This window comes from Spirosoma flavus (assembly GCF_054778555.1).
In genome coordinates this window covers 37,444-39,657 of the sequence record NZ_BAAGZL010000012.1, presented here as the reverse complement: position 1 = coordinate 39,657, position 2,214 = coordinate 37,444, and the positions used below count along the sequence as shown (strand labels likewise).

Here is a 2,214-nt window from a genome sequence, read left to right as displayed (position 1 = left end):
CCCAGCCCGCTGCCTTCGCAGATGGTGTAGGAGTTGCCCACCCGGGCGATCTGGCCGGGGACGAATAAATAGGCGGTGAGCGCATTGACGCCGTAGGGGCGAGGAGCGATCAGGTCATGATCCCCCAAATCGGTGATGCGCAGGGTGTGGGGACCTACCCGGTACTGGGCAGGTATGGCCCAGTTGAAACCGAACAGGTCATGGTTGGCGTCGGCCGCCTTCTGGGCTTTGATGGTAGGCCGGGCCTGGTCCATGCGCAGGGTGGCCACCACATTGCCATCGATCTTGATCTGCAGCACGGGTTGCTGGTTGTGGCACAGGTGGTTGACCAGCCAGCCCTTGATGTGGTTGCAGTCGAGCTCCTCCACCGCGGCCTCGTACTGGCCGGGGGCCACCGTGACGGTCACGCTGGTGGCGTTGGAGCAGCCATCAGCGGTGGCTGCTTTGTAGGTGTAGACGCCCTGCTTGCTGGCATCCATGATGGGGAAGTCCACATTGGGAGCCTGGGGGGCGAGACCAGGTCCACTCCAGGTGGTAGTACCAGGTGCATTGCTATCCAGGCCTAATCCCAGCCCGCTGCCTTCGCAGATGGTGTAGGAGTTGCCCACCCGGGCGATCTGGCCCGGGGCGAACACGAAGACACCGGGCGCATTGACGCCGTAGGGGCGGGGAGCGATTAGGTTATTGCCGTTGAGATCAGTGAAGCGCAGAGTGTGAGGACCTACCTTGCCTTGGTCGGGCATCGCAAACGAGAAACCATACTTTTTGAAAGTGGAAGCATTGGTGTTCCCATTATTTAGGTAACCCGCTACATCATTCCGATCCACATTGGCAATTCCGGTGTAAACCAAATTCCCATCGATAAAGATCTTGTAGGGGATCGAACGCTGCAGACAGGCACGGTCTGCAATCCAGCCATCCACCGTCGTACAGTTGACCGTTCCGAAGTAACCCTCATAAACGGGTGGGGTTCTGTCGATGGTCACCTGGCTGCTATTGGTGCAGCCGTTCATGTCTCTGATCCAGTACGTATACGTGCCTAGCTGGGGCTCACCCTCCCAGTTTTGATTATTATCCACACTGAATGTCGTTCCGTCGGGCCTAACCCACCACTGAGTTTGAATGTTGGAGGCGTTATTTGCATTTGAGCCAAAGCCGATCTGAACGCCTTCGCAGATAGTGTAGGCAGAGGTCGTGGTCGGGTTCCAGGTGATTGGATCTAGGATCCAAGTGTAGTGAATATTGTTGGGGAGAGCTAATATCGAGATGGTGTAAGGGTTAGAGTTGACACTCTCACACCCGCCAGCATCCGTACAGCGAGCGTTGTAGGTGGTCTGGGTCTGCAGGGGACCTGTATTAAAAGGGTTGCCAGTCCCCTTCAGGCTGCTTCCCACGTACCAGCGGACTGTGCCCGAACAATTGTCGGCTTTTAAGCTGGCAGCTGTTCCTTTGCAGACGCTCACGCCTGTGGTGTTGTTGTAGTTACCATCCTGAGATGCTCGGGGGATGCTACTGACGCCGTAGGTGTGTGGAGCGATTAGGTTATTGCCGTTGAGATCAGTGAAGCGCAGAGTGTGAGGACCTACCTTGCCTTGGTCGGGCATCGCAAACGAGAAACCATACTTTTTGAAAGTGGAAGCATTGGTGTTCCCATTATTTAGGTAACCCGCTACATCATTCCGATCCACATTGGCAATTCCGGTGTAAACCAAATTCCCATCGATAAAGATCTTGTAGGGGATCGAACGCTGCAGACAGGCACGGTCTGCAATCCAGCCATCCACCGTCGTACAGTTGACCGTTCCGAAGTAACCCTCATAAACGGGTGGGGTTCTGTCGATGGTCACCTGGCTGCTATTGGTGCAGCCGTTCATGTCTCTGATCCAGTACGTATACGTGCCTAGCTGGGGCTCACCCTCCCAGTTTTGATTATTATCCACACTGAATGTCGTTCCGTCGGGCCTAACCCACCACTGAGTTTGAATGTTGGAGGCGTTATTTGCATTTGAGCCAAAGCCGATCTGAACGCCTTCGCAGATAGTGTAGGCAGAGGTCGTGGTCGGGTTCCAGGTGATTGGATCTAGGATCCAAGTGTAGTGAATATTGTTAGGACGTGGGCGTACTGTGATGACGAAAGCAGTGGAGACCCCACTCGTGCACTTATTGGCCTCCGTGCAGGTGGCCGTATAAGTGACAGTACTTTGCACACCAATC

1 protein-coding gene is annotated in these 2,214 nt (G+C 55.1%); it reads right to left on the bottom strand.

Going from position 1 to position 2,214, the window contains the following annotated elements; translation table 11 throughout:
* Positions 1 to 1,874 (bottom strand): immunoglobulin domain-containing protein (locus tag ACYVF1_RS32000; RefSeq protein ID WP_461086753.1); only part of this gene is annotated, 1,874 nt, incomplete at its 3' end.
* Positions 1,875 to 2,214: the final 340 nt, after the last annotated feature.